This window comes from Roseburia sp. TF10-5, from assembly GCF_003462365.1.
In the GTDB taxonomy this organism is placed as follows: domain Bacteria; phylum Bacillota; class Clostridia; order Lachnospirales; family Lachnospiraceae; genus Roseburia; species Roseburia faecis.
In genome coordinates this window covers 50442-72516 of the sequence record NZ_QTYW01000004.1, presented here as the reverse complement: position 1 = coordinate 72516, position 22075 = coordinate 50442, and the positions used below count along the sequence as shown (strand labels likewise).

Genomic DNA, 22075 nt, shown 5'->3' with positions numbered 1-22075 from the left:
CACTCATTATAAAATTTCTACTTTCCTTCTGCTACCAATCGTGCATATTTTTACGAATAAATATTCAGCAGTTCTTCCGGAGAAAACAATGTAATCCCAAAGGAAAGAAAATCCTTTTTATTCCTCGTCACAATCGCATCACACTGATTAGCCTTCGCACAGGTTGCAAGCAGGCAGTCTTCAAAATCAGATGCTCTCTGCAAATAAGCATTCAACACATCTTCGTTCGTCACTGTTAGCACTTTTGCTATGTCCAAAACGGAGCCAAGCGCCTTATAAGCCAGATCAACGCTGTGCAACTGGCGACGAATCAGATAAAAAATATCTGTTGCACTGGATGCGGAAAGAAATCCTTGAACCCTTTTATTCTCGCACAGATCCAAAACAGCCTTTGAATCCTTAAAAAAGGGTTCCCTCTCTGCCAGTACATCCAGAAAAATATTAGTATCAATCATCAACCGCATATTTAGCAAGCCTCTCTTCTCTCAGCATTTTTGCATCATAGTCATCTGCCAGTTTCCCTGCAAGCATTCCGCTGATAGATTCCACTGCGGAAACATTCGGATTTACCATTTTTGCAACTGTTTTTCCGTTCCGGGTAATAAAAATATCCTCAGAACGCAACATATCAAGATATTTACCAAAATTGGTTTTAAATTCCGTAGCCGTTACGATCATCTGAAAACCTCCCTTGCCTTTTGATATTTATATTATACTCGATTCTTGCAGTTTTATCAATTCATATCGCTCGGTTTTTCGCATATTTTTATATAAATCGTGCGATTATACTTAAAACATTCTTCTGTCCCTATAACCGCAAAAGATTCCTGCCAGATATATTCACTGCCTTATCGTGTAGATATCATCTACTAGAAATTCTACTCTTTTTTATCTGTATTAATCTTATTATGGGAGCCTTTCGTTAATCTGTGAATTGCACGGAATACAATATCTCCATTTTTTCCCAAAATATCACTTTTTATTGGAATCGTAACAGGATTGCAATCATTCACTCTGATATCCATTTCGGTAAAAGATACAGGTTTCTGTCAGGATTTCACCACTCTGTATAACCGGCCTTCCTACCATACATGATAACAACCGCTTGACAGATTCAGGTTCTCCAGCCATGCCTGCTGCTTTATTTCCGGTGTAATCGGATATGAGATTTCTCTCTCCAGATCATCCTCATGTGAATTTTTAAATAAATAATTTGTTGTCACATCAAAATAAACCTCTACTTTTTTGAACAGGTCCACTCTTTCATTGCTATAACATACAAGCAGAGGTATTAATTCGTAGAAGTTTTCCCTTCTATGAATCAATACCCCTGCAATGCTTCCTCATTCCAAGCAAAGAGCTAGCAACCATATTTTTAATACGAAATGTTGGTGCTTTAATCATTCATCAGATAACGACATTTCTTTTTGTACCATATATAACCGATAGTATAATCCATGATGCCTAAGAAGTTCTTCATGTATGCCTATATCCTCAATTTCATACATCACATATTTCCATTAACTACTTACGGATTGCGCACCTCCGTTTTTGCATCCAATATCCATATACAACGCAAGGGATATTCAGACAATTTTCAGAGCTGCCACCTCAATACCCGAATTCTGCATGAGTGTGTAATCAAAATTTTTCCTCAAAATTTTTGTATTCCATATTTGGAAAAGTTTTTGTACACAAGTGGCAGCAATATAATAGCCAGAATGCCATAAATAGTCATGACAAACGGTATTTGTCGAACAACAATAGGTCCTATTTGAAAAATGATCGGTACTTTTGCATACTCTATAATATTCATAAATACGCTTGGCATGATATTAAAAAATGTTTCAAAAACCGGTACAGCACGCCCTATAAACGGCATCATACAATATAAAAAGAAAGGAATACAAATTGCCAAATTTGCCGAATGCATTTTTACAGTTACCAGCATTGTTATCGCCGCTGAAAACAAACTAGCAATATATCCACACAGTAATATTAAAAAGTAATACTCACCATATGTCATACTATAAATGCTATACGGCTGATCTATCTGATAAGGTGTCAAGAATCCACTTGTACCCATAACCCCAAAGGAAACAATTGACAGTATTCCCATTCCAGTCCAATAAACAACTGTTGTCATAACAATACCTGTCAAAAGTTTATTCCTAGTTGCCTTAGATCTCCCGTATTTTGTAGAAAAAAACACAGCTTCGGCTTTGGTACGAAATTCATCGGCAAATATGCCCGCAGCCAAAAAACCAATTACAACTGCAAGTATGATTCCATATGTCTGAGCATACATAGCCATTGTATCCCAAGAATCTTTTGCCGCATAATCAAGCGGCATTTCTATCTCTTCGTACTTTCTTTTCAAGAACTCTTGCTGCTTTGAGCTTTTTCCGTAAGACTGAACCATTTTTTGGATATTTTCCTCATACGTTGAATAAAAGTTCTCTAACTCCTCATCAGACAGACGATATAACGCATTTTGATCATAACCAGAATCTGGTGTAAAAACATAAATTATAAAAGATAAAATATCATCATACGACTGCACCGTTTTCCCATACTCCGCATCCGGTATATCTTCGGGATAAATTTGTTCTAGGGTTTTCCGGTTCTCTACGACCTCTTTGATTTTTTCTACCGTCAATTTACCTTTCCACTTATTTCTATCAGCAGCAAGCCTACGTCCCGCTGTAATACCGGTATAAAGTTTTCCTTCTGCATCCCGATAACGCATACTACCGACAGCCAGGTAACTAATAATAATAGCAAGAAAAACCATAACGATAAGGATAATTTTATTGATTTTCTTGTGAAAAAACTTTTTTAATTCATATTTCATCATCATAATCTTCACCTGCTTTCTCTCCAAAATATAAAAGAAATGCATCTTCAAGGGTAGCATCCTGCCTTATTGCATTTCTTACAGGTGCTGTTTTAGAAATAATACGCAATTCTGCTCCCTCCGGAATAGTTTTTATATTCCCTACCAGATAATTCTGTAAATACCAATTAACTTCATTCTTTGGAACTACGCACTGGAAAACAGATTCATCCATAGATCGGACCAAATCTTCCGTACTCCCCGTATAAAAGAATTTCCCGTCTTTCATTAAAATGATTTCATTTGCTATAAACTCCACATCTGAAACAATATGTGTTGAAAGTAATACCAGACGGTTTTCTGATAATTCACTTATTAAATTTCGGAAGCGCACTCTTTCGTTTGGATCAAGCCCTGCCGTTGGCTCATCAAGCACTAATATTTTGGGATTATTCAGCATAGCCTGTGCAATTCCCACACGTCTTATCATTCCACCAGATAAAGTCCTCATTCTTCGTTTCTTATATTTAGACAATGCAACTTGCCGTAATAGCTGATCGATTCTCTGTTTTGCGACACTTTGGCGTATCCCTTTAATAGACGCAATATACATCAAATAATCATAAATACTCATATCCGGATAATATCCAAATTCCTGCGGAAGATAACCTAATATTCCTCGGTATGTCTCTCCTAATTCAAAAATATCCTTTCCATTCCATCTAATTTTTCCTTCTGTTGGCCTAATGATAGTACATAACATTCTCATCAGGGTTGTTTTTCCCGCCCCATTGACTCCTAAAAGACCATATACCCCTTTCTTCATAGTATAATTTACGCAATCTACTGCACGAAAAGACGAAAACTCTTTTGACACTTTATCAAATTCTAATCCCATTCGTTCGATCCTCCCAAACCAATTCATAATCTTGCTGCGATTTTCGTACACAAAAGACCAGATATCCAAAGGATATCAGAATCAGAACCAACCAAAGCGGTTCTACAATTGCATAATAGATAACATCATTCGCAACAATCATAGACCATACAATAACAAATGCCATACTTAAACATACTGAAACATATTCCATATCAAACCCTTTTTTACATAACAAGTGGAAGCAAACTCCACTTGAAATATTAAAGGGTATCAGAAAATTGATAGCAATACTGCTTAATGGAATTTGTATGGTAGCAAATACAAGTATAAAAAATACAGTAACCATCATCATATCCACAATCGCAAACAACAATAATCTTGCTGCGCATATCTGTCTTAAAGAATAGTAGGACGCCTTCTCTATTTCAAAGGCTGAAAATCTTCGGTTTTTCCAAATTTCTGGAATAATAAGAATAGAAAATAGTACTGAAAAAGCTCCCATAATCCTCCCTATGCTTTTCATACTTTCCAAATCATTTAATAAAATCCATAATATAAACAATGTTCCGCCTTGTAAAACCCACCACTTTTTCTTTATGAATTTACATTGTTCATATAAGAATTCAAAATAAGAAGAACATATACGTTGCTGGCATATATTTATTTTTTTACATTGACTAACTACATTCTGAACCGCTGGCTCTCTAACATAATGATCTTGTATAAGCTTTTTATAGTTTTTTATTTTTTTCTTATATAATTTCATTTTCACTACTCTCCCAGATATTCTGCCAATAATTTTTTTGCCTTACTTACTCGATACTTTACAAGCGATAGTTTTATATCTAATATTTGAGCAATCTCTTTCTGCTTTAGTCCTTGAAAGAAAAAAAGTATTGCTGTATCTTTAATTTCGTCCGGAAGATATTGTACAGCTTTTTCTATATCCAACCGGATTTCAACTCCCTTCATACTTTCTTCTATTATTTCTGGAAATTGTTCAACCAGAATTTCTTTCTTCTTAATGTAAAAGTTTTTTATTATATTTCCTGCAATTCGGTACAGATAATTTTTAGTTTTTCCATATTCTTTATATGTTTCTAAAGATGCAAAAAAATGTAAAAATGTTTCCTGGGTTAAATCTTCTGCATAATTTCTATCATGGGTGTGCAAAAGGCAATACTGATATATGGATGAATAATATTTTTTTATCAACTGTTCACTGGCATCACTTTTTCCATTTTTTATTTTCTGTAATAATAAGAAATCCGGTTCCGTCCCCGGTTTCATCCATCCCTTCCTCCCTTCATATGTGTTTCTATATAGTATAACAATCAACGGCAATAAAAAGTTAGTCTGGAATCATATTTTTTATTACCATTTAATTACTCCATATACTCTTCCAAACACATCCCAGTTTCTTTCATTTCGTTTGCAGCATCTTTTCCAACATAACGATAATGCCATGGTTCATTATTAATTCCAGTAATTTCTACTTTATCAGAAGGATATCTTTTGATAAATCCATACCTATATGCATTTTCATCAAGCCATTTATAAACTGATTCAGATGAACATTTCGTAGTGTCCGCATTAATATCAATACTTAATCCTAATTGATGCTCACTCGTACCTGGTTTTGCAACATATTTCTCTGCAAGGTTTCTTGCTTCCTTTTTCGAATATCCCTCCTCCATATAAGACATAATTTTTTCATCCATAATTTCCTGTTGTTCTTCTTGTGTCCGATATCCTTCTCTTACAAATAATGCCAAGCCATTAGCTCTTGCTGCGTTAAACATATCCTGCAAATCTGGATATATTCTTGAATCTACTTTTTCTCCATTCGATAATTCTGTAAGTTCTATATCATAATTATCTGGAATACGATAATTCTTATTAACGAGAATTAGATTCCAACCTTGAGAAGTATCTGCTTCGCTTGTACTGAAAAATTTCCACTTAGCATTTCCACTTAGCAACCAGATCTTACCTTGTTTTATAACGTTAATGCTACTTCCCAATGCTATAGATACCAACATAAGAAATAAGCTCAAAAATACAATTCTTTTTAAAGGACTTTTCCGATGTCTTTTCATTTGATTTTCCTCGTCTCAAATTTATCTTCTATTTTATATAACAAATGAAGTTCCCAAAAAGTTAGCAATCTCTAGTATTTTATCAAATTTAATTTTTACAAACTAAATCTTGATATCATTTTTCGTATTATTGATTCTCATTTCATATGTTCAAAATCCTTTTTCTACTATATAGCTTTCATTTATTGGTCTACAGCGCATGATTCTCTGCTATGCCGAATTTTAATCCCAAATTTATTGTGTCAGGCACCATTGTTTTTTATCACGATACAGCTAATCCGGTATGGATACGGAAAATGGATAAGCTGTGTAAAGAGTTTCCGGAGGTAATCCGGTTAAAGTCATGGACAGAAGTGAGTAAAACCTATATTTTACCCAAAAATCTTGTCAGAATTGGGAAGCCGAGAACATTAAGTGAAGCACAGCTTAGGCATTTGCGCGAACTGCAAAAAATGTAGAACTGAAAAACATTCCACTGCTGTTAAACTGCATTCCAAAGCAATTTTATTGTTATAGCAGAACGAAAATGATACAATACTTTTTCAGGAGGTGGTATTATGCTTCACATTGCAATTTGTGATGATGAAAAATATATGTCTGACAAAATTAAAATGATGGTGTCTGATTTTTTTTGCGAGAAAAACATGGAAGTTGTAATATCACAATTTTCAAACGGAAAAGAATTATTGAAATATGATAGGACGATAGATATTCTGTTTCTTGATATTCAAATGAAAGATATGAATGGTATGGAAACGGCAAGAAAGCTGCGCAACCGCAAATTTAAGGGAGTTCTGATTTTCATAACCATTCTAAAAGAAATGGTTTTCCAGTCTTTTGAAGTGCAGGCATTTGATTATTTGGTAAAACCGATAGAAGCAGGTTGTTTTGAAAAAACAATGGAACGTCTGTTAGTTTCCATGAAAAATGCCAGTGAATCGAGCTTGCTTGTCCAAAGAGGATATGAAAGCAGCATTATTCTCTTTGAAGAGATTGTGTTTTGTGAAGTTATTGACAGAAAAGTGTATTTGCATTTGACATCATCTGAAATCATTGATTTTTATGACCGAATTGAAACTTTGGAAACAAAACTGGACAGCAGGTTTTTCAGATGTCATAGGAGTTTTTTAATCAATCTGCAATATTTGAAAAGTTATAAAAATGGAATAGCATATATGGAAAACGGTATGGAGGTTCCTGTGTCACGATTGAGGAACAAAGAGTTTTCCAATGTGATTTTACAATATATGAAAGAATGGAGGTTATGAGATGGCTGAATATATGGATTTCTTTAGTAAATATATTATTGGAAGTATTCAAATGTTTACGGGAGCTTATTTTTTTACTGCATTTTTGCAAAAGAAAATAAAATCATATCTGTACATTTTATTTATGGCATTATGTATTATTGTAATAAAAGTCATTCCTAATGGCGGAATCATTGAGTTTTTAGTATATATTCTGCTGCTTATTGCAGGCGGAATTTTTGTCTGTCAAGCAGATTGGAAGCCAGTTCTTTTATATTCAGCATTGACAGTTGAAATCATGCAGTTTTGTTATGGGATTGTCAATTCATTAATTGCTATGCTGTATCCATTGATGCATTCATGGAATCAAAAAATTGTTGGCATGATATTTATGTTATCAGGAAATATTGCATCATTACTGTTAGCGGTAATTTGCTATCGTATAGTATATAAATTTTTTATGGACTCTGAAGGAATAAAAAAACAATATGTCCTTATGATTTTAACGCCAATACTGATGCTTTTTTTGATAGATGAATATATCAATTCTACAATTTATAGAAATGCCACAAATATCATAGATGAAAGTGGAATTACCATATATATCAATCATTATCAGATATTTATGATACAGCTTTTGGGAATGGCAAGCCTGTTCTGCATTTTGTTTGCTTATAAAAAACTATTGCAGAATTTCCACCTAAGTACTGAATTATCGCTTTTGGAACAAGAAGAGCATTCATTGAATCAGTATGTGGAGGAAGCTAAGGCACGTTATGAGGAAACGAAATCTTTCCGTCATGACATTAAAAATCATATTATGGTAGTGCGGGAATTATTACAAGATGGTAAGTCAGAACAGGCACTAAATTACATTGCAAATATGGAGGATATAGCAGGGAAATTGTCTTTTCCATGCGCTACAAATAATCCTGTAGTGGATATTTTGATAGAAAATAAATTGGGCATTGCAAAAAGTATGGAGGTTGATGTCAATTGTTCATTGACTTTGCCTTATCCATGCTTGGTGCGTGACATTGATTTTGCCATTATTTTATCAAATGCTTTGGATAATGCAATTCATGCCTGTAAAAATATGGATGGCAATGCACAAAAATATATTTGCATAAAGGGACATTTGCAGGGAGATTTCATTTTATTGGAAATTGAAAACAGCTTTCAAGGGAAAGGAACATTTAAAAAAGGAACGGGGTTGATAAATATCGCCACAGTAGTCGAGAAATATCATGGTGCAATGAACATTAAAACACAGGGTACATCGTTTGCTCTTAGTGTGATGCTTATCATTCCACAGCAATCAGAAAGCATTTCACAGCAAATCGGTTAAATACTGTTTTTGAATGACGAAAAAAATACTGTAGGAAGAAATTTAGGTAATAAAAATAAGGAGGATAATCAATATGTCAATGGAAATTAATGGAAAGTACGGTCAGTACGCAACTGATTACACTAAACGTTTGGAAGAAGAACGGGAAAAAGTGAAAGAAGCTGAAAAGGAACAGAATGGTGAAAAAATATCTGATAAACTTTCTGATTTACATGATGAGTACATTAGCAGCGAAAAATCGGGTGTCAAACCAAGTGGTCTGTATCGGTTGGGACAGGATGAGGATGGCAGAAAAAAAGTATTTTATGATGATCCTAAGAAAGCTGACAAGGCTGACGAAGATGGGAATCCTAAAGTAAATAATCCAGAGAAATCTGCTAAGGAATGCACTACCAATACAGATAAAGTTGACAGGGAAATTGAAAAACTTAAAGAAAAGCAACAGCAATTAAAACAGCAGATAAAATCGGCTTCGGGAGATGAAACGAAAGTCAAGGAATTGGAAAAGAAGCTGGCGCAGGTGGAAAGTAAGTTAAGTCAGAAAGATAACGATACATATAGGCGACAGAATGCTTCTGTTTCCGAATAGAATATAAATTGAAATAATGTGATTTATTGTGTCAGGCACCATTGTTTTTTATCAATCTCAATTCAACCTCAACAAAATTTATTTTTTTCACCTAAACGGAAATTCTGTACAAATCATTCGATATAACAAAACGACCTCTCAAAAACAGTCGACTTTTAAATTAACTGTTTTTTGAGAGATCGTTCATCAGATTCTTATAGCAATCCAGCAAATAATCTCATAAATAATTGTCCCAGTCGCAAATATGCACTTCGTCCGGTTTGATATTGGTCTGTCACATCACGACATTCTCCCATCGTTCTTATCAGATCATTTTTTATTTCCACAACTGCCTGACAATCTGCCATAAAACAGCCGTTTTCAAAATGGTGATATAAACTTCGATAATCCAGATTAATTGTTCCACAAGTTGCCATACAGTCATCTGCCACACTCATTTTTGCATGACAGAAACCAGGAGTCCACTCATAAACACGAACACCATGTTTAACTAATCCATGATAAAAAGAACGAGTTATATTATAAATGAATTTTTTATCAGGGATACCAGGTGTGATAATTCTTACGTCTACCCCTCGCTTAGCAGCCAGACATAACGCATGCGTCATTTCATCTGTTATGATTAGATATGGAGTCATAAACCAACAATATTTTTCAGCTTTATTTATCATACTGATATAAACTTCTTCTCCTACTTGCTCATTATCCATAGGGCTGTCTGCATAAGGTTGAACAAACCCAGTTTGCTGTGCCGCATAATCATAGTGGAAAAGGTATTTACTAAAATCAGAATCATTAGCATCCTTATCACTTACTGCATTCCACATTTCCAAAAATGTCACCGTAAGCGACTGAACAGCATCTCCTTCTAAACGAATACCTGTATCTTTCCACTGTCCATACGGGTGTGTGTAATTAAAATATTCGTTTGCTAGATTATATCCACCTGTAAATCCGACTTTTCCATCAATAACTGTTATTTTTCTATGATCACGATTATTCAAAAACAGATTTAAACCTGGCACAAACGGATTGAATACACGGCAATGAATTCCTATTGCCTCCATCTTTTTCACAAAATCTGTGTTAATAAAGCCTATAGAACCCATATCATCGTAGAATACTCTAACTTTCACACCTGCTTTTACTCGCTCTTCCAGAACATCTTGAATCTTATGCCATGCTTCAGCGTCTTCTATCGCATGATATTCCATAAAGATAAACTTCTGTGCTTTCTCCAAATCCTTAAGCTGTGCCTCTAATCCTTTCACTGCTTCATCAAAATACACAATATCCGTATTCTGATAGATTGGATACTGCGAATTTCTTTGTATATAACTTGCAATATTTCCTGCCTTCGGAATCGTTTCGTTTATTCTGCTTAAACACTCCTGATTATCGGAAAGCATTGGTAACAATTTGCTATCAATTTCTGCATATCGCTCACGCATTTTATGTGTGCCACCATTCAAACCAATCAATAAATACAGGCCTACACCCATAATTGGGAAAATTAAAATTAATATAACCCAAGGCATTTTCATAGAGGATGTCTTATTTGATGCGTACAATCCCAAAACCAAGATCCCACTCAAAATCCTTGTAAATAAATTTATGATTTCTGCATATTCATTCAAGCGTGTTACGATAGTAATAATAAAAATCACTTCCAGAAGAATGCAGATTATGGAAAAACACAGCCGTTTTACCCCATTTTTTGTTTTTGCTTTGCCCTCTAAAGTATCTTGTTTCATATATATTCCACCTTCCTACTTGCTCAGTTTTCTCCCTAAATTTCGTGTAACATACCAATTTTGTCTTTTATTCTCTGCATTTCATTATCTGCTTCAATGATAGCTTCGATAACCATCAGTTTTTCAAACCAGGTATCCATAGCTAGGATGAATCGACTTAAAATTCCAGGCTATTCGCATTCAACAAGAAATACTTCATTCCCATGATGACAAAACCTTCATCATTTCTCCAAGGCTTCTTACTGCCATTTACAATGACAATCTTCTTAAAAGAGTCTGGGATATTACGCAGAGAATTAAACTCCTGAGTCTGCTTTTCTTCCGAAATCATGTCATAAGCAACCTGAATGTAATACCTCTGGTTGCCTTGATTCACCACAAAGTTAACCTCCAGCTGCTTACGAACACGCTTGCCCTCTTTATCCTTATCGAAGATGTCCACGACACCCACATCAACATTGTAGCCACGGATCAGCAGCTCGTTATAAACAATGTTCTCCATGATATGCGTAGGTTCCTGCTGTCTGAAATTCAGACGGGCATTTCTCAGTCCCAGATCAGTAAAGTAGTATTTCAGATTTGCACCGATATACTTTCTTCCTTTAATATCGTATCGACTGGCTTTGGAAATCAAAAAGGCATCTGCCAAATCGTCAATATGGTTAGAGATGGTTTTATTGGAATAAGTCATCTGTCGCTCACTGGCGAAGGTATTAGCAATCTTTGAAGGATTGGTCGGTGCGCCGATTGCAGATGCAAGCACATCAACCAGAATGCCAATCTCATCTACGCTCTGAATCTTGTTTCTTTCAATAACATCCTTCAGATAAACATTTGCAAAGATGTTCTTCAGATAGTCCGCTTTCTGTCGTTCGCTCTGGAAACTTACGATCTGCGGCAATCCTCCGTAGGTCATGTAGTCATCCCAGGCATCATCATAATCGCCGTCATAGACAGAATAAAACTCTGCAAAGGAGAGGGGATAGATTCTAATCTCATCACCTCTGCCACGGAACTCGGTCACAATGTCGCTGGACAGGAACTTGGAATTACTTCCGGTGACATACACATCAATATTGCGCATGCGAAGCAGGCTGTTCAACACTTCCTCAAATTGTGGCATAAACTGCACTTCATCAAGAAGCAGATAGTATTTGCCATCGTCTTTCATGACATCTTTGATGTACTTGAAACACACCTTAGGATCTCTTAGTTCCTCATTTTCAATACCGTCCAATGCAATCTCAATAATATGATCAACATCAACGCCGTTCTCCAGTAAGTATCTCTTAAAGATGGTAAACAGCAAAAAGGATTTGCCACATCTACGAATGCCGGTAATCACCTTTATCATTCCATTATCTTTTCGCAGGATCAGCTGCTGTAGGTAAGCGTTTCTTTTAATCTCCATCGTTGCACTCCCTATTTCCGTATATCTGCACATTTTTTAGTAATGATATTCTATCACAAAACAAGTTAAATCTCAATATCCATTCCTATTTTATGATTCATATTTATTGTGTCAGACACCATTGTTTTTTATGAAATGTAATCATATGCTATCCGTTCCGCGCCACCTTTAACATATATATTTCCACATTTGTGAAATCCAAATCGCTCAATTGCTGTCTGCATAGAAATATTATCTTTGTGCGTATCAATGCGAATATAGTCTATCTGTTTTATGCAATATTCAAAACATGCTCTGGCAATTCCTTTTACTATTCCATTAGATGCCAACCGATGAATCGTCCCATAGAGTTTGTCATCTGTCCATTTTCCATTTTTAATAACCTGATAAGTTGGTTCTTCTCCAATAATAAAAGAAAATGTTCCCACAATCATTCCATTATTTACAATTACATAGCTGTTTCCTGCATCTATATCCGTTTTTAGTATCTCCTCGCCAGGGTATCCATCTCCCCATTGTGTTTTATTTCCATGTGCAGCCATGTACTCCTTAGCAGTTGTAAAAATAGCCATAATCTGCTTAATATCTTCTCTTGTGCTTTTTCTAATTTCCATATTTCCTTTACTCATAATTCCCCTCTCTATGTTCCGGATTTAAAGTTGACATTTCCTCCATTTTAACAGCAATGCTGAATTTGTGATTACAAGCACTGAGCCGGCATTATGTACCAATGCACCTATGACCGGATCAAGAGTGCCTGTGATTGCCAGAATGATAGCTATGAAATTAAGTCCCATGGAAAATGACATATTAATCTTTATTGTAGTCATCATTCGCTTGGAAAGTGCCAGTAAATGTGGCAATTCCTTTACCTCATCATCCACCAGGGCAATGTCTGCCGCATCCACAGCAATATCACTTCCTACACCGCCCATAGCAATGCCGACATCAGCCGCCTTTAAGGCTGGTGCATCGTTGATTCCATCCCCGATCATACAGACAGCTTCCTGTCTGTTCTGATATTCATTTATGTATTTTAACTTATCCTCCGGCAGACAGTTTGCTTGAATTTCGGAAATACCAAGCTGTCTTGCAATGGAAGCAGCCGCTTTTTCATTATCACCGGTAAGAAGTACCGGCTGTACATTTAATGCTTCTAATACCTTTATTGTACCAACACTCTCACTTCGTATCGTATCAGACAATACAACATCTGTCAGCGATCCCCACAATCTTTGCTTTTCCTGCATCCGCTGACTGAACAAGGCGTATCATACGCTGTATGGAACTGTCTTCTCCAACTTTTGTTGCACACATCTCAAAAGCACCAAACTGATTCACTGTGCCGGAAGATACCTCATCACCGACTGTCTTATCAACCGGAAGATATTCTCCTGTCATAACTGCCTGATTGACAGATGTCTGTCCTGAAATAATGACTCCATCTACTGGAATAGTCTCCCCCGGCAGTACCTTTAATACATCATGAAATAGGGGTATGGGTTATCAAGTGAGGACTAAAAAACAGTTACAGAGCATATTTAAAATGCCCTATAACTGCCTTTCGACTCTCATGCGTTGTTACATATTCGCAAACCGCTCTACTGCTTTTGTAAAATTCTCAATTGTCTTATCCGCATCTCCATGTTCGATTCCATCTCTGACACAATGCTTGATATGACCTTCCAATACAACCTTTCCACAACCATGCAAAGCTGATTTTGCTGCGTTTATCTGCGAAAGAACATCTTCACATGGAACATCTTCATCTATCATTCGATCTATCGCCTGAACCTGTCCGATAATTTTTTTTAATCTGCGATGCAGGTTATCCGCATCCATACATTGCTTCATTTGACACCTCCTGTAACCCCTACGGGTATACGTAAAATTATATAATCATCTATTCCTTCTGTCAATGTTGATACGCATGAAACGCAGCATGATGCGAATGGCTCCGCCTGGATAAACTGGAATCTGTCGATATCTTTATACCTAATCTGTTAGTAATCTATCTAGCAATATCTTCCTATTGTTTATAAACATCTCTGTAATTTGGTAATTTTCCGTTTCCTCATACTCACATAAATGTATACTTCCATCATCAAAACAATATATATCTGCATCTGGAATACCTAATAAAATAGGAGAATGTGTAACTATAAAAAACTGTGCCCCTTTCTTTGCACATTTATATATTTCCATTAACAATGTAAGTTGTCTCTGTGGTGACAATGCTGCTTCTGGCTCATCAAAAAGATATAAACCATTCGCTTGTAAATTATTCTGTGCCAATTCTAAGAAACTCTCTCCATGTGACTTTTCATGATATTTAGCCGAAGGATGTGCCATATCTGCATATTCTTCTTCTTGTGTTGCAACATTATAAAAGCTTTCAGCTCTAAGAAAATATCCCCACTTTTCTTTTCGATATCCTTTGGAAATTCTTATCGCATTGCATAATTCTGAATGTGTATCATGAGTAGAAAAAACATAGTTTCTTGTTCCCCCCTCAGGATTAAAACCATGTGCTACAGCAAGTGCCTCCAACAAAGTTGATTTACCACTGCCATTTTCTCCAACAAAAAAAGTGATTGATTTATTGAAATCAAGTTTTTCAACACCTTTAAAAGCCTCTATTTTCTTTAAATAACTATTGTTATCAATTCTATTCCAATCGAATATTACCCCTTGTATAAATTGCTCGTTCATTCAATCACCTTCCTATAAAGAGAGTACCTAATCTATATCTTCTTGTCTTACGGACAAGAAGCGTCCCTCGCTCTAAGGAGCTCCATTATATCTGCTTCCATGACAATCCGGACAAGGTATCTCCACATCCGGTAAAAACTGCACATCAAGGCTGATAACCCCCGTTCCATCGCAGGTCGGGCAACGCAGTTTTCCTGTATTGTAAGAAAAATCCCCTGCTTTATATCCTGCTTCCTTTGCATCAGGAAGCTTGGCATATACCTTCCTAAGTTCATCATGTACATTTGCATAAGTTGCCACCGTAGAACGCACATTGATTCCAATCGGAGCCGCATCAATCAGTTTCACCGAATTTTATTCTTCCTCCCACAGAATACATATAGTCAAAACGGTCATTCTCTACCATAAGAAATCTATCATCTTTCCAATGCTTTTTTATCATATAAAATTTGCGGGTAATGCTCACTAGCATAAATTCTTCCCAGCATAGGGACAAACAGGGTATCCTCCACGACTCCTAACTTGGACATAGCCAAACCTCCTGTTTTGACACATTACTTTCTGCCGACAAGCAGCCGGGAAGACTCCAGCATCATCATGGCAGCCCGACGGTGGGAGCCAAAAGCTTCCTCCTTCTTTACGCAAGTTTCCAATTCTGGCTTTCTGTCTGCAGTTTTACCATATGGGCATATACACCATTCTTTTCTTCCAGATCCTTTGGTGATCCTTCTTCTGCCACGGTGCCATCAGAAAGGACAACGATCTTATCCGCTCCGGCTACGGTACGCATTCTGTGGGCGATAACCAGAACCGTTTTATCTGCGATCAGACGAGAAAGGGCTGTCTGTATCAGAGTTTCATTTTCCACATCCAGGGAAGCAGTCGCTTCATCCAAAAGAATGATCGGCGCATTTTTCAGAAATGCACGGGCAATAGAGATACGCTGGCGCTCTCCGCCGGATAGTTCACAGCCATTTTCTCCGATATTGGTATGCCATCCATCCGGCAGTTTTTCCGCAAATTCATCCACATTGGCAAGTTTCGCAGCCGCAATGACCTGTTCATCTGTGGCGTCTTTGTTTCCAATTCGGATATTCTCCAGAATCGTATTGTCAAACAGTGTGACATCCTGGAATACGATGGAATACAGAGAAAGCAGTGTTTCCGGGTCTATTCGGGATACATCCATACCTCCCACGGTAATCTTTCCTCTGTTAATATCCCAGAACCTTGCAGCCAGCCGGGATACGGTTGTTTTCCCGCCGCCAGATGGGCCGACCAAAGCCGTAACCTCTCCCTGTTTTGCCGTAAAGGAAACATCTTTCAATACGGTTTCTCCGGTATTGTAGGCAAACCCAACATGGTCAAAGACAATATCATACCCCTGATTGGAAAGCCTGTCGCTACCCTGCTGGATGGGATGATCGAGAATTTCATTCATACGGGCAATGTTGGTTCGTGTACTGATGACTGCCGCAAGATTCTGGAGTGCGCCCTGCAGAGGGTCATACAAACGGGATACTACCAGAAGGAACATAAAGAATGTAAGCACGGAGAGGCTTCCTTGCATGAGTAGAACAACTCCCACCAGTGCAACCGTTGCAATACCAAGCTTCAGCACCAGTGACGCGGAAACCACAAAAGCAGCAAGACCAAATTCATTGAGGATGGAACGATGCTCCACAGCACGGATCTTCTTTTCCAGCCCTTTTAAATATGCCTGCTCCGCATTATTTGCTTTCAGGTCACGTACCGTTTCAATACACTCCTGTATCCCGTCTGCGCAGGCCATCTTTACATCCATGGCTTTCTGATTCAGATTTTCCTGAATCTTTGCGGAAAATCCCACAATCGCAAAGGCAACCGGCAGAACCCATAAGGCAGCCAGCGCCATTCTCCAGTCCGTAAAGAGCAGACCGATGGAAATCAGAATCGTAGAAATGATTGAACCTGCAAGCTCAGGGATAAAATGCGAAAAACTTTGTTCCAGGAAGGTGCAGTCCGCCATAATGGTACTGGTAAGATCGGCTAAATCCTTTTTCCCGAAAAAAGAAAGGGGGATTTTGCGCAGATGCTCTGCCAGAGTAATACGGCGGATGCCGCTTTCTTTGTAAGTGGCAAAATAGGTGGCATTGTATTGAAAGAAAGTGGTCAGCAGTATCAGGCCGATACACACCACGCAGCCTGCCACATAAAATGGAATTTTCCCACCGGGAACACCCCCGTTCATCAGATCGCTGACCAGGTAATATAAAAGTCCTACCGGGAACATAAAAGACAGATTCTGAAGGACACAGGCCAGGCATCCTTTGATCAGGTCTTTTGCCCCCTGTTCAGACAGGGCATATTTTTTCTGCAGTTTTTTGATCATATCACTGCACCTCCTTTGTTACCTTCCATTGCACGGAAGTCTGGTAATTTTTCCACATACGGCTGAAAATGCCGTCTTTTGCAAGCAATTCACGGCTGTTCCCGCACTCGGCAACCCGTCCGTCGCAAATGACAAAAATCTGATCCACATTTGTTACGGTAGAAAGCCTGTGGGCAATCATAATCACCGTCTTTCCCTCGGAAAGTCTTGAAAAAGCAGCCTGTACACGGCTTTCGTTATCCGGGTCAGCAAAGGCAGTGGCTTCATCCAGAATGATAATAGGAGCATTTTTCAGCATCACACGGGCAATGGCAATTCGCTGCTGCTCGCCGCCGGAAAGATAGACACCCTTTGTACCAATGACCGTATCCACACCCTGTGGGAGTTTTTCCAGAATATCATCGCATTGTGCGTGATGAAGGGCAACCAGAACTTCCTCACGGGTAGCTTCCGGTTTTCCCATACGCACATTTTCCAGAATGGACGCCTTGATCAGACGGCTGTTCTGAAATACGAAAGACACCGTATTCATGAGTTCCTCTTTCGGTATGTCTTTCACATTGACACCACCTATTTTGACCAATCCGCTCTGGGGATCAAAAAATCGGGAAATCAGGTTGGCAAGGGTTGTTTTACCACCGCCGGACGGGCCGACAAAAGCTACGGTTCGTCCTTCAGGAATGGTCAGTGAAATATCTTTTAATACTTCTTTTTCTCCATCATAGCTGAAATGAACCGATTTCAGTTCCACGGAAGCATTTTGCGGATGCATTGGGTGTTTGGTTTCCTCCAGAGGCTTCAAATGCAAAACGCTGTCAATTCTCTGTAAAGCGTCATCTACGATCATGGCATTTTCACTTTGGAACATGATGCGTGTCAGTGTAACAGAAATAACCGGCGTAATAATGATATAGAAAATGAGATCCAGTAAGAAACCGGAAGTCACACCGTCTTGTGTCAGCAACAGTCCTCCGGCGATCAGTGTGGCAAAAACTCCGTTGATCGCAGCTGTATAGAACATCATCGGTGTCCGAAGCTGCTTGGTATAGGCGATCACCCATACTTTATAGCGGTCAATGGAGTCTTTAAACTTCTTAAAGGAAAAGATCGTCTGACCAAAGGTTTTTACCACCGGAATTCCGCGGACATACTCTACCGCTTCATTGGACATATCATCCAGCGCATTCTGGTATTCTTTCATCTTTTCCTGCATCTGCTTTCCGGTCATTGCCATCATGATCAGAAACCCCAGCACAACCGGAACAAGGCTCAATAGTCCCAGTCTCCAGTCAAACACGAACAACAGCACCAAAAGACCGCAGGGGGTTGCAATGGCATTGGCTCTGTCGGGAAGCTGATGGGCGAGATAGGTTTCGGTGGCTGCGCTGGATTCGTTGACAATCTTGCGCAGTTTTCCGCTGCCAAAACTCTCGGCAAACCCAAGAGGCAACTTAACAATATGCTCCATGGTCTGGATACGCAGGTTTGTGGCAATACGAAATGCTCCCAAATGGGAACACATCAGCCCTGCTATGTAGACAAGCACCGCTATAACCGCAAACAATACTGCCATCCAGCCATTACCGGTCAGGCTCTGTGCCTGGCCAAAATTCGGTGCCACCTCCAATACTTCCTTGATCATTTTCCAGATGTAATAGAATGGCACCAGAGCAATCAGGGCACTGATGGCAGAAAGCACCCAGGAAGCATAGGTCAGGTACTTATGGCTGCCTGCAATTTCCAGCAGGCGTGATAAATTGGATTGTTTTTTCAAAAAAATTCCTCCTTTTCTTTGTGTCTATGATAAAGAGAACACGTCTATGTTCTTACAATATCCGAATTTAGGTTAGTTGTAGCTAACTGTCAAACAAAAATTATAAGGCATTACTGCCCCATAATTTTCATCCATCCTGCTGTATAAAAGGCGCGCATTTCTTTAACGTAGTTTTCGGCATCTTTTAGCGGCATTTCGTGGATGATCAATTCAAAAAAAGTATGAAACATTCCGGTGATCAGAATATGCTCCAGCGAAGGATCGATATGCGGAGAGGACCGTCCAAGCTGCCTTAAGACATCCTGATAGGCATGCGTCCCATCTACCTCAATCTCCACCATCTCATCAATTAGCCCGGCAAATTTTGTTCCTTCCGAACAGCAGAGGATCAGTTTACATTCCTCTAAATGTTCGTACGCATAATAGAGAATATCGTACATGCAGATTCCCGAAATATCACTCATGACTTCCGGCTGCTGGGCAGCTGGTAGTTCGGCGAACTCCTGCTGCGCTTTTATAAAACGGTTACGAATATATTCATAATGTTCACCAACGATGGCTTCAAAAAGTTCTTCTTTGCTTTTGTAATATCCGTAAAAGGCTCCGGTAGTCATTCCCACGGATTTCACAATATTCCGCAGAGAAGCGTCTTTATATCCTTTTTCTAAAAATTCCGCTTTCGCTGCCCGGTGGATATTTTCTAAAGTCGTTCCATTTCCGTTTATTTTGCACACCTCCTATATAACAGTGCTATATAACACCGTTATAATTTTAATCTCTAAAAATGATTTTGTCAAGAGCAACAAGAAATAGTTGCATAAAAACAGTAATCCAAATCCAGAGCTTCCATTTGCGCTCTGCTTTTCCATGGTTATATGCCATTTCCCTTACCTCCAATCTGATTTGTTTGAACATTCAGATTGGAAAGGGCGGAGAACGGCAGCCGATTCATTTATGTTTTCAATCGTTATGATTGTAATGTCAACACTTATGGGAAGCATTATGTAGCATCATAACCGTTTAAGCTTCACGGATTAAGGTTATTATCCGTTCCATCCAGCTGGGTGCCATTGTAGATTATGCAATTCTGTTTACTGAACGGTATAAAGAAAACAGACAGACGCTTAATAAAAAGGAAAGTATTGTGGAGACTGTTTCCAATGTTACGGTATCTGTACTGACTTCCGGAATTACAATGGCAACAGTTGGAACTCTGCTTGGAGTTATTTCTACCGCCGCAATCCAATAACCATGCATAAAAGCTGCATCATCAATCCTAAAACTAATTTTAAGGAATAACAAAATCAAGCCGAAGCAGACTCCTATCAAAACTATTTTTGCAGCTCTTTTCAAATTGAGTACCTCCATCATACTTTTTTGCAACTTGCTGGCGGCGAACGGTTTGCCAAAACCGTTTGCGGAAGACAAGTCCACAGGGGATAGACGCACAAGCAGCACAAGGGGGTGTAGCCACCTTGACGGAACGAAGTGACGAAACATTCTCGGTCGAGCAGTTTTCTTCTGCTGACCGGGAATGAAGCTCCGCAGGACGCACGATACTCTCGACAGGAGAGTATAGAAGTGCGCCCTTTAGTTCCTAAAGGGTTTTTATCAGTTCAACAAATCAAAAGTTACCGAAGCGCATCCCCTAATTGAAACAAGCCACTGCGGATACTTTCTCCAGCTCCACCAATAGCCTGCGCTATAATGATTGCGGCAACTATAATTGCCACTGCGGCAATAATCTTTCCAATCAAATATTGATATTCTTTCATTATGATTACCTCCATCTACAAGTATCGATTTTCTCAATTCTCAAAACTGAAATTTTTGTTTCATTGTTGACCTTGCCATTCGTTCTTTAACAATCGATATTCTAATCTGGTTTTCATTTTACCATCATGCCATTCCCAATCAAGGTGCTCTGCTTCTTTTATAAGTCCACATTTTATCATTACCTTTTCAGAACCAATATTTTCAGCCAAACATCCAGTTGTTACTCTATAAACATCATTTTCAGTAAAGGCATATTCTAACACTTTCTTAAAGGCTTCTGTAACATATCCTTCACTCCAGAATTTGGGATAAATAAAATAGCCTGCATGAACTATCTTTCCTCTAGGAGTATTATCAACCACTGTATAACCAACACTACCAACTTGTTCATGCGTTTCTTTCAATTCGATGTGAAAGAAATAAAACTTTCTATCCTCACACTTCATGTCAGCTAGTATATTTGCAAAATCCGCATTAGCTTCTTCTTGTGAAAATAATTGTATATCTTGCAAATAGTACATTGTCTCTTTATCGCTTTTCAATCTAAAATAATCATCTATATCTGCATCATTATATTCACGCAGTATAAGTCTATCAGTTGTCAATGCAGTTATCATATAATCTTACCTCCAACTTCAAATAAACGCGTGCTTTTATAGCTCGCCTCTCAAACGTGCTTCTATATCAGATGCCGTGTATAACACATCCGTTACAACTACCCTTTCGTCACGGATTGTGTAAAACACTGAATAATTATCGACGAGCATTCTACGCAACTCCATTCTCTTTTCCGGCTCAGAATCCATAATCCTAAATCGTTCTGGGAAAGTGTCTAATGTAAGTATTTCATCAGCAATGCGATTATATTGCTTCATTAATGCCTCTCTCTAAATGCCACAAACGCACTAGCTGCATCCTCAACATTTCCTTTCTCTATATCGGCATATCCTTTTTCTAACTTTTGATGAATCTGTGTAACAGACATCATATCTGCATTCACTGAATTAGCTGCTTTTGGTAATACAATAGAAAAGGGAATTCCTCCTACTAATGATATTTGTTTTAAATACATATCTATAGCAGTAGCCATTGGTATCCCTAATTGTGCCAATACACTTTCTGCATTTTCTTTTACATCTGGATTTACTCTTATATTTAATGTTGCTGTTTTTCCCATAGAATACACCTCCATCTTTCTTTTATTGTAACGTCTTTTGCGTTACAAATCAATCTATGAAATATATTTTCGATGCACTGATTGAAATGCTTCTGATTTTT

The 22075-nt window shown here is 38.1% G+C and carries 26 protein-coding genes and 2 pseudogenes; 4 read left to right on the top strand and 24 right to left on the bottom strand.

Going from position 1 to position 22075, the window contains the following annotated elements:
* Positions 1–50 precede the first annotated feature (50 nt).
* From DXD06_RS05580 to DXD06_RS05545, 8 genes are all read right to left on the bottom strand, one after another.
* Positions 51–464 (bottom strand): PIN domain-containing protein, encoded by a 414-nt coding sequence (locus DXD06_RS05580; RefSeq protein WP_117830959.1) that lies wholly within the window; start codon positions 462–464, stop codon positions 51–53.
* The gene (locus tag DXD06_RS05575; RefSeq protein ID WP_055260745.1) at positions 448–678 is read right to left on the bottom strand and encodes a type II toxin-antitoxin system Phd/YefM family antitoxin; all 231 of its coding nucleotides are present in this window, start codon (positions 676–678) and stop codon (positions 448–450) included. Before DXD06_RS05575 ends, DXD06_RS05580 begins: the two co-directional genes overlap by 17 nt.
* Before the next feature lie 404 nt (positions 679–1082).
* Positions 1083–1223 (bottom strand): hypothetical protein, encoded by a 141-nt coding sequence (locus DXD06_RS17035; RefSeq protein WP_158569487.1) that lies wholly within the window; start codon positions 1221–1223, stop codon positions 1083–1085.
* Between the two features lie 431 nt (positions 1224–1654).
* Positions 1655–2860, bottom strand: coding sequence for an ABC transporter permease (locus DXD06_RS05565; protein ID WP_243000872.1), 1206 nt, complete (start codon positions 2858–2860; stop codon positions 1655–1657).
* Positions 2844–3734 (bottom strand): ABC transporter ATP-binding protein, encoded by an 891-nt coding sequence (locus DXD06_RS05560; protein ID WP_055260741.1) that lies wholly within the window; start codon positions 3732–3734, stop codon positions 2844–2846. The genes DXD06_RS05565 and DXD06_RS05560 overlap by 17 nt, the downstream gene beginning before the upstream one ends.
* Positions 3718–4482: a hypothetical protein gene (locus DXD06_RS05555; RefSeq protein WP_117830957.1), complete on the bottom strand. Its 765-nt coding sequence runs from the start codon at positions 4480–4482 to the stop codon at positions 3718–3720. The genes DXD06_RS05560 and DXD06_RS05555 overlap by 17 nt, the downstream gene beginning before the upstream one ends.
* A gap of 5 nt (positions 4483–4487) precedes the next feature.
* On the bottom strand, positions 4488–5006 hold the full coding sequence (locus DXD06_RS05550) for an RNA polymerase sigma factor (RefSeq protein ID WP_117830956.1): 519 nt from the start codon (positions 5004–5006) through the stop codon (positions 4488–4490).
* Positions 5007–5101: 95 nt separating this feature from the next.
* The gene (locus DXD06_RS05545) at positions 5102–5815 is read right to left on the bottom strand and encodes a M15 family metallopeptidase (protein ID WP_117830955.1); all 714 of its coding nucleotides are present in this window, start codon (positions 5813–5815) and stop codon (positions 5102–5104) included.
* A 557-nt stretch (positions 5816–6372) separates the two neighbouring features.
* Here DXD06_RS05545 and DXD06_RS05535 point away from each other — a divergent pair.
* The 3 genes from DXD06_RS05535 to DXD06_RS05525 all read left to right on the top strand — a co-directional run bounded on the left by DXD06_RS05535 (position 6373) and on the right by DXD06_RS05525 (position 8999).
* Positions 6373–7083 carry a LytR/AlgR family response regulator transcription factor gene (locus DXD06_RS05535; RefSeq protein ID WP_117830953.1) on the top strand — a complete coding sequence of 237 codons (711 nt, stop codon included), beginning with the start codon at positions 6373–6375 and terminating at the stop codon, positions 7081–7083.
* A 1-nt stretch (position 7084) separates the two neighbouring features.
* On the top strand, positions 7085–8410 hold the full coding sequence (locus tag DXD06_RS05530; RefSeq protein ID WP_117830952.1) for a sensor histidine kinase: 1326 nt from the start codon (positions 7085–7087) through the stop codon (positions 8408–8410).
* A gap of 73 nt (positions 8411–8483) precedes the next feature.
* Entirely contained in the window at positions 8484–8999 is a 516-nt protein-coding gene (locus DXD06_RS05525) for a hypothetical protein (RefSeq protein ID WP_117830951.1), read from the top strand.
* Positions 9000–9193: 194 nt separating this feature from the next.
* Here DXD06_RS05525 and cls read toward each other — a convergent pair whose 3' ends face one another.
* The 12 genes and pseudogenes from cls to DXD06_RS05460 form a co-directional block, all read right to left on the bottom strand.
* Entirely contained in the window at positions 9194–10753 is a 1560-nt protein-coding gene (cls, locus tag DXD06_RS05520; protein WP_055260798.1) for a cardiolipin synthase, read from the bottom strand.
* Between the two features lie 157 nt (positions 10754–10910).
* Positions 10911–12164 carry an ATP-binding protein gene (locus DXD06_RS05515; protein ID WP_117830950.1) on the bottom strand — a complete coding sequence of 418 codons (1254 nt, stop codon included), beginning with the start codon at positions 12162–12164 and terminating at the stop codon, positions 10911–10913.
* A 128-nt stretch (positions 12165–12292) separates the two neighbouring features.
* Positions 12293–12793 carry a GNAT family N-acetyltransferase gene (locus DXD06_RS05510; protein WP_243000870.1) on the bottom strand — a complete coding sequence of 167 codons (501 nt, stop codon included), beginning with the start codon at positions 12791–12793 and terminating at the stop codon, positions 12293–12295.
* Between the two features lie 24 nt (positions 12794–12817).
* The gene (locus tag DXD06_RS05505) at positions 12818–13396 is read right to left on the bottom strand and encodes an HAD-IC family P-type ATPase (protein WP_330418154.1); all 579 of its coding nucleotides are present in this window, start codon (positions 13394–13396) and stop codon (positions 12818–12820) included.
* Positions 13362–13598 carry a P-type ATPase gene (locus DXD06_RS17800; RefSeq protein WP_330418161.1) on the bottom strand — a complete coding sequence of 79 codons (237 nt, stop codon included), beginning with the start codon at positions 13596–13598 and terminating at the stop codon, positions 13362–13364. The genes DXD06_RS05505 and DXD06_RS17800 overlap by 35 nt, the downstream gene beginning before the upstream one ends.
* A 147-nt stretch (positions 13599–13745) precedes the next feature.
* Positions 13746–14018, bottom strand: a complete 273-nt coding sequence (locus tag DXD06_RS05500; RefSeq protein WP_117830949.1) for a metal-sensing transcriptional repressor — start codon at positions 14016–14018, stop codon at positions 13746–13748.
* A gap of 141 nt (positions 14019–14159) precedes the next feature.
* On the bottom strand, positions 14160–14876 hold the full coding sequence (locus tag DXD06_RS05495) for an AAA family ATPase (protein WP_117830948.1): 717 nt from the start codon (positions 14874–14876) through the stop codon (positions 14160–14162).
* 87 nt (positions 14877–14963) lie between these two features.
* A pseudogene (locus tag DXD06_RS05490) lies at positions 14964–15224 on the bottom strand (excinuclease ABC subunit UvrA); the annotation flags it as partial.
* Between the two features lie 74 nt (positions 15225–15298).
* Positions 15299–15406: pseudogene (locus tag DXD06_RS17950) on the bottom strand (class I SAM-dependent methyltransferase); the annotation flags it as partial.
* Positions 15407–15513: 107 nt separating this feature from the next.
* Positions 15514–17247: an ABC transporter ATP-binding protein gene (locus tag DXD06_RS05470; protein WP_117830947.1), complete on the bottom strand. Its 1734-nt coding sequence runs from the start codon at positions 17245–17247 to the stop codon at positions 15514–15516.
* 1 nt (position 17248) lies between these two features.
* Positions 17249–19021, bottom strand: a complete 1773-nt coding sequence (locus DXD06_RS05465; RefSeq protein WP_117830946.1) for an ABC transporter ATP-binding protein — start codon at positions 19019–19021, stop codon at positions 17249–17251.
* A 110-nt stretch (positions 19022–19131) separates the two neighbouring features.
* Complete coding sequence (locus DXD06_RS05460) at positions 19132–19755, bottom strand: TetR/AcrR family transcriptional regulator (protein WP_055066854.1); 624 nt, start codon at positions 19753–19755, stop codon at positions 19132–19134.
* 299 nt (positions 19756–20054) lie between these two features.
* On the opposite strand from DXD06_RS05460, the gene DXD06_RS17945 reads away from it, so the two are divergent.
* The gene (locus DXD06_RS17945; RefSeq protein ID WP_117830945.1) at positions 20055–20270 is read left to right on the top strand and encodes an MMPL family transporter; all 216 of its coding nucleotides are present in this window, start codon (positions 20055–20057) and stop codon (positions 20268–20270) included.
* A 382-nt stretch (positions 20271–20652) separates the two neighbouring features.
* On the opposite strand, the gene DXD06_RS17240 is transcribed toward DXD06_RS17945, so the two are convergent.
* From DXD06_RS17240 to DXD06_RS05430, 4 genes are read right to left on the bottom strand one after another with little or no spacing between them, the layout of a single operon-like run.
* On the bottom strand, positions 20653–20796 hold the full coding sequence (locus DXD06_RS17240; protein WP_171029233.1) for a hypothetical protein: 144 nt from the start codon (positions 20794–20796) through the stop codon (positions 20653–20655).
* 60 nt (positions 20797–20856) lie between these two features.
* Positions 20857–21414: a GNAT family N-acetyltransferase gene (locus tag DXD06_RS05440; protein ID WP_207745610.1), complete on the bottom strand. Its 558-nt coding sequence runs from the start codon at positions 21412–21414 to the stop codon at positions 20857–20859.
* A gap of 36 nt (positions 21415–21450) precedes the next feature.
* The gene (locus DXD06_RS05435) at positions 21451–21672 is read right to left on the bottom strand and encodes a type II toxin-antitoxin system RelE/ParE family toxin (RefSeq protein ID WP_243000869.1); all 222 of its coding nucleotides are present in this window, start codon (positions 21670–21672) and stop codon (positions 21451–21453) included.
* Entirely contained in the window at positions 21672–21974 is a 303-nt protein-coding gene (locus DXD06_RS05430; RefSeq protein WP_015553867.1) for a type II toxin-antitoxin system RelB/DinJ family antitoxin, read from the bottom strand. The genes DXD06_RS05435 and DXD06_RS05430 overlap by 1 nt, the downstream gene beginning before the upstream one ends.
* Between the last annotated feature and the right edge of the window lie 101 nt (positions 21975–22075).